This is a genomic window from Pseudomonas gessardii (assembly GCF_001983165.1).
Classification (GTDB): Bacteria; Pseudomonadota; Gammaproteobacteria; order Pseudomonadales; family Pseudomonadaceae; genus Aquipseudomonas; species Aquipseudomonas gessardii.
Map to the genome: position 1 here is coordinate 1 of NZ_MNPU01000094.1, position 5,764 is coordinate 5,764.

Annotated in this window: 6 protein-coding genes and 1 pseudogene; all 7 read left to right on the forward strand. The window is 57.5% G+C overall.

What is annotated here, in order from left to right; translation table 11 throughout:
• On the forward strand, positions 1-563 hold a 563-nt coding region (locus BLL38_RS29445; protein WP_139340784.1), incomplete at its 5' end, for an RHS repeat-associated core domain-containing protein.
• The gene (locus BLL38_RS29450) at positions 560-1,009 is read left to right on the forward strand and encodes a hypothetical protein (RefSeq protein ID WP_076965337.1); all 450 of its coding nucleotides are present in this window, start codon (positions 560-562) and stop codon (positions 1,007-1,009) included. The genes BLL38_RS29445 and BLL38_RS29450, both read left to right, overlap by 4 nt.
• A 280-nt stretch (positions 1,010-1,289) precedes the next feature.
• Positions 1,290-1,601, forward strand: coding sequence for a contact-dependent growth inhibition system immunity protein (locus BLL38_RS29455; protein WP_076965338.1), 312 nt, complete (start codon positions 1,290-1,292; stop codon positions 1,599-1,601).
• A 182-nt stretch (positions 1,602-1,783) separates the two neighbouring features.
• Positions 1,784-2,026, forward strand: a complete 243-nt coding sequence (locus BLL38_RS29460; RefSeq protein WP_032861653.1) for an exodeoxyribonuclease VII small subunit — start codon at positions 1,784-1,786, stop codon at positions 2,024-2,026.
• On the forward strand, positions 2,023-2,910 hold the full coding sequence (gene ispA / locus BLL38_RS29465; RefSeq protein WP_076965339.1) for a (2E,6E)-farnesyl diphosphate synthase: 888 nt from the start codon (positions 2,023-2,025) through the stop codon (positions 2,908-2,910). Before BLL38_RS29460 ends, ispA begins: the two co-directional genes overlap by 4 nt.
• 98 nt (positions 2,911-3,008) lie before the next feature.
• Complete coding sequence (dxs, locus tag BLL38_RS29470) at positions 3,009-4,907, forward strand: 1-deoxy-D-xylulose-5-phosphate synthase (protein WP_076965340.1); 1,899 nt, start codon at positions 3,009-3,011, stop codon at positions 4,905-4,907.
• Between the two features lie 133 nt (positions 4,908-5,040).
• Positions 5,041-5,649: pseudogene (locus BLL38_RS29475) on the forward strand (TonB-dependent receptor); the annotation flags it as partial.
• Positions 5,650-5,764 lie beyond the last annotated feature (115 nt).

A 5,764-nucleotide genomic window follows, 5' to 3' on the forward strand; every position in this document is an offset into this window, starting at 1 on the left:
CCGTCGATAACCCGCTGCGTTTTCAGGGGCAGTATTTCGACCAGGAAAGCGGGCTGCATTACAACCGGCATCGCTACTACAATCCAGATAATGGCCGCTATTTGACCCCCGACCCGGTGAAGTTGGCCGGTGGGGTGAACGGGTATTTGTATGTGCCCAACCCTACGGGGTGGGTGGATCCGTTGGGGTTGACATGTAAGGCTGGTAACTGTCCCGGACAAAAAAATACAAGACCATCACCGCACAATGAGGAGTCACCACCCAGCACAAGTGGCCAGACTCGGTTTACGACCTACGAACAAGCTTCAAACAAAGCAATGGAATGGTTACTGGAAAATGACTTCCGAGCTGAAAAACCGACACTAGGTAAGTTTGGAACCAGCGATGGGCACCCTATAGGTATGCAAACGATTGATGGAAAAACCGGGTACCGGGTTGAGTTTGATGAGCGAAGTGGTGCTCATATAAACGTCTGGTCGGGAAAGAAAAAAGGGCCTCACTATCTATTCCAAGGCTCTGCAGAACTAGTTCTCAAAATAAACAGAAGGTTTGCGAAAAAATGAGCTACTTCGACGAGTTTTTGATAGATACGCTGCAAAAAAAAGGAATTGGCTTTTTGCAGCTATCTAAAACTGAAGAAGCAAAACTAATTAATGAAATACAAAAAAAATTCACGTTTGTAGGAAGTAAGATAGATTGGAGCACTGTAAAGAACTCCGTCAATCTAAACACTCTAGACAGACTCGAAGCTTTGGCTCAAATCTCAGAAGCCCTTAGCCACTTAACCGTTAAAAACGTGTGCTTTTTAGGGGACTCCGCTATAGATCACGCTTATATCGTTCAAATTGACGATATTAAAGAAGCAATTGACATATTTTCTGAAATCCCCCAACACACCTATGTTTTTCCTGAAAACCTATGCTGGATTGCCTGCATCACATTTGAAGGTGACTTCGACTATGTGGATCTTAGGCCCACTGACTGTTCTCCCCCTCCCACTTCTCAATAAAGGCAACACTCGATAGTGACAAAAGTGACAGCCATATTTAATTCCGAGCCAATTAAAAATAAGCTCGCCATTAATGCACCCATTCCCCTTTAACTTGTGCGCCTGGATGAAGCCAACCACTAAGGCATGATGCTCGGTAAACGCTTACAGTCGTTATCTGTGCACTTTGTTAAATAGATCCGTCCTCTTTTTCGGCTCCTGGAACTAAAATCTACCTTGTACTGTTGAAAGATAAAAAAATGCCCACCGGCTATAAAATACTTACGGGATACCCGAGCCCATGACTAAAAAGCATCTTGAATTACAGCAATTTTTTGCGGGCTACTTCAATCAAGACTGGCCTGACGATCACGCTAGTGCAGACGACGTGATTTCAAACTTTATATCTGATTCATCCGAAAAAACCCTTATGCAAGTAAATATAGAGTTGCGTGAGCTTTTACTCTCAGACAGAACAGAGCAGGAGTTACAAAATTATTTATTTTTTGAAATAGGCTGCAACTATTACTATCCATACGAATGGAAAAGTGGCAAAGACTGGTTAGAACACGTCAGTTCAATCATTATGAAAAACTCAAAGGGAAACCCATAAAAATTAACCCGATAAACGGGACGGCTCGATTTGATCGCACGTCAACGCTGCAATAGCCCCCCCCCATCCTCCGGGCATGCACAACACCCCACCCAACGCATGCCTAGCCCCTCCCCTCATTTGCCCCTCCCCCCCCTATCTGCTAGTGTCGCGCCCGTTTACCGTCAACCGGAATAGCCGCCATGGCCCGCAAAAAAGTTGCACTCGATTTCGAACAATCCCTCGCCGATCTGCAAACCCTGGTCGAGCGTCTGGAGAACGGCGAGTTGTCGCTGGAAGACTCGTTGACGGCGTTCGAGCAAGGTATCGGCCTGACCCGCGATTGCCAGAGCGCCCTGGCGCAGGCGGAGCAGAAGGTCCAGGTGTTGCTGGAGCGGGATGGGGAGTTGGCCGAAGAACCTTTTGACGCGGAACAACCCCAATGATCGACGTTTATCAGGCCAGCAGCCAGGCCCGGGTCAATGCTGCGCTCGAGCCGCTGTTCGTGGCGCCAAGCCCGGAGCTGGCCAGGCTGTATGACGCCATGCGCTACAGCGTGATGAACGGCGGCAAGCGCGTGCGGCCCTTGCTCGCCTATGCGGCCTGTGAGGCGCTGGGGGTGGACGCCGCGCAAGCCAATGGCGCGGCATGTGCGGTGGAGTTGATTCATGCCTACTCGCTGGTACACGACGATTTGCCGGCGATGGACGATGACGATCTGCGTCGCGGCCAACCCACGACCCATAAGGCCTTTGACGAGGCGTGTGCGATCCTCGCCGGTGACGGCCTGCAAAGCCTGGCGTTCAGTGCCTTGCTTGATCCGCGCCTGAGCGGCGTGAATGCCGAGATCCGCCTGCGCATGGTCACCGCGTTGGCCAGCGCTGCGGGCCCGGCCGGTATGGTCGGGGGGCAGGCGATTGACCTCGGTTCGGTGGGCCTCAAGCTGGACCAGCAAGCCCTGGAATATATGCACCGGCACAAGACCGGGGCGTTGATCGAGGCGGCCGTGCACCTCGGCGCCCTGGCCAGTGGCCGCGCCGAAGCCGTGCAGTTGGCGGCCTTGCAGACCTATGCCCGGGCCATCGGCCTGGCGTTCCAGGTGCAGGACGATATTCTCGACGTGGAAAGCGATACCGCGACCCTCGGCAAGCGCCAGGGCGCCGATATTGCCCGTGACAAGCCGACCTATCCGTCGCTGTTGGGGCTGGAAGCCGCCAAGGCCTATGCCCTGGAGTTGCGCGACCAGGCCCTGGCAGCCCTGCGACCATTCGACGCGGCAGCCGCGCCGCTGCGCGACCTGGCGCGGTATATCGTCGAACGTCGTCACTGATTACGACCGCATATCAGCCAAGTTCGGTGCTCTGCGTGGGCAGTTTGCGATGCTTGAGGTAAACTGCCGCCTCTTCTATACCTATAACGATTCGCCTGATGCCCACGACGTTTCAAGAGATTCCCCGCAAGCGCCCGACCACGCCTCTGCTGGACCGTGCCAACACGCCGGCCGGCTTGCGCCGCCTGGGTGAAGCCGAGCTGGAAACCCTGGCCGATGAGTTGCGCCTGGAATTGCTCTACACGGTCGGTCAGACCGGTGGGCATTTTGGTGCAGGCCTTGGCGTCATCGAGCTGACCATCGCGTTGCATTACGTGTTCGACACCCCGGACGACCGGCTGGTGTGGGACGTGGGTCACCAGGCGTATCCGCACAAGATCCTCACCGGACGCCGCGAGCGCATGGCCACTTTGCGCCAGAAGGACGGCATCGCCGCCTTCCCACGCCGCGCCGAGAGCGAATACGACACCTTTGGCGTCGGCCATTCCAGCACCTCGATCAGTGCAGCCCTGGGCATGGCGATTGCCGCCCGTCTGCAAAACAGTGATCGCAAGGCGATTGCCGTGATCGGTGATGGCGCGCTGACAGCCGGCATGGCGTTTGAAGCGTTGAACCATGCGCCGGAAGTGGACGCCAATATGCTGGTGATCCTCAACGACAACGACATGTCGATCTCGCGCAATGTCGGTGGTTTGTCCAATTACCTGGCGAAGATTCTGTCCAGCCGCACCTACGCCAGCATGCGTGAGGGCAGCAAGAAGGTACTGTCACGCCTGCCCGGCGCGTGGGAAATTGCCCGCCGCACCGAAGAATATGCCAAGGGCATGCTGGTCCCCGGCACCCTGTTTGAAGAGCTGGGCTGGAATTATATCGGCCCGATCGATGGCCACGACCTGCCGACCCTGATCGCCACCCTGCGCAATATGCGCGACCTCAAGGGCCCGCAGTTCCTGCACGTCGTCACCAAAAAAGGCAAAGGCTTCGCCCCGGCGGAAGTCGACCCGATTGGCTACCACGCCATCACCAAGCTCGAACCACTGGATGCACCCGTGGCGGCGCCGAAAAAGGCCAGCGGGCCAAAGTACTCCGGTGTGTTTGGCGAGTGGCTGTGCGACATGGCCGCCGCCGACCCGCGCCTGGTGGGCATTACCCCGGCGATGAAGGAAGGCTCCGACCTGGTGGCGTTCAGCGAGCGTTTCCCGCTGCGCTACTTCGATGTGGCGATTGCCGAGCAACATGCGGTGACCTTTGCCGCCGGCATGGCCTGCGAAGGCGCCAAGCCGGTGGTGGCGATCTACTCCACGTTCCTGCAGCGCGGTTATGACCAGCTGGTTCACGATGTGGCGGTGCAGAACCTCGACGTGCTGTTCGCCATCGACCGCGCCGGCCTGGTGGGCGAAGACGGCCCGACCCACGCCGGCAGCTACGACCTGTCGTACTTGCGTTGCATCCCCGGCATGCTGGTGATGACGCCGAGCGACGAGAACGAGCTGCGCAAGATGCTCAGTACCGGCCACCTGTACAACGGCCCGGCAGCAGTGCGCTACCCCCGTGGCAATGGCCCGAATGCCGTGATCGAGAAAGACCTGGAACCGATCGAGATCGGCAAGGGTATCGTGCGGCGCCAGGGCAACAAGACCGCGTTCCTGGTGTTCGGCGTGCAACTGGCCGAAGCCCTGAAAGTGGCGGAAAAAATCGACGCCAGCGTGATCGACATGCGTTTCGTCAAACCCCTGGATGAAGCCCTGGTGCGCGAGATCGCTGGCAGCCATGCGTTGCTGGTAACGATTGAAGAAAACGCCATCATGGGCGGTGCCGGAGCGGCGGTCAGCGAGTTCCTGGCGCGGGAGAATATCCTCAAGTCCGTGCTGCACCTGGGCTTGCCGGACATTTATGTGGAGCATGCCAAGCCGGCGCAGATGCTGGCCGAGTGCGGGCTGGATGAAGCGGGGATCGAGGCAGCCGTTCGCCAGCGCATGGCCTTGCTCGGCCTGTAAAGCGGATCAAACTGTGGGAGCTGGCTTGCCGCGATGCAAACACCTCGGTCTTTCAGAGAGACTAGGGTGATGCTATCGCAGGCAAGCCAGCTCCCACATTTTTTTGTATTGCCTTGGAATCCATGGACGGCCCATGAAACACCTGCGACTTGCCCTGCCACTCCTGCTTTTACCCACTACAGACCTGCTCGCCGACACCCGCGACGCCGCCCTGAAGCTCCCCGATGTGGTCATCAGCGCCAACCGCCAGGTGCAGGCGCGCAATGACAGCAGCGCCGCCAACACCGTGTTCACCCGCGACGATATCGACCGCCTGCAACCCTCCAGCGTGACCGACCTGCTCAGCCGCGTGCCTGGCGTGCAAGTGGCGCGCACCGGTGGCCGGGGCAGCTTGCCGGGGATTTTCTTGCGTGGCACCAAGTCCGCGCAAAGCCTGGTACTGGTGGATGGCCAGCGGATTGCCAATACCACCTCCGGCGACAGCGGCCTGCAATACCTGAATATCGATCAGATTGAACGGGTGGAAGTGCTGCGCGGGTCGCGTTCGGTGATTTACGGCAGCGACGCCATCGGCGGGGTGATTCAGGTGTTTACCCGTCGCAATGCCGGACAAGGCCTGCAACCGCGCCTGAAGCTGGGCTTTGGTAGCAACAACACTTGGGAACGCAGCCTCGGCCTGTCGGGCGGCGATGAGCGCACACGCTTCAACCTGGGCGCGAGCCTGGATGACTGTAGTGGTCTAATGAAACCGGACACCCATTTAGGCGAGAATGCTCGCCAGATCGAGGTGTCAGATGACCAAACAACGCCGCTCCTTTACTCCTGAATTCAAGCGCGAGGCTGCCGACCTTGTGCTC

Bases quoted from the DNA above. Each gene is read 5' to 3' on its own strand.
- dxs (WP_076965340.1), top strand. From the start codon at position 3,009: ATGCCCACGACGTTTCAAGAGATTCCCCGCAAGCGCCCGACCACGCCT.
- BLL38_RS29450 (WP_076965337.1), top strand. From the start codon at position 560: ATGAGCTACTTCGACGAGTTTTTGATAGATACGCTGCAAAAAAAAGGA.
- ispA (WP_076965339.1), top strand. From the start codon at position 2,023: ATGATCGACGTTTATCAGGCCAGCAGCCAGGCCCGGGTCAATGCTGCG.
- BLL38_RS29455 (WP_076965338.1), top strand. From the start codon at position 1,290: ATGACTAAAAAGCATCTTGAATTACAGCAATTTTTTGCGGGCTACTTC.
- BLL38_RS29460 (WP_032861653.1), top strand. From the start codon at position 1,784: ATGGCCCGCAAAAAAGTTGCACTCGATTTCGAACAATCCCTCGCCGAT.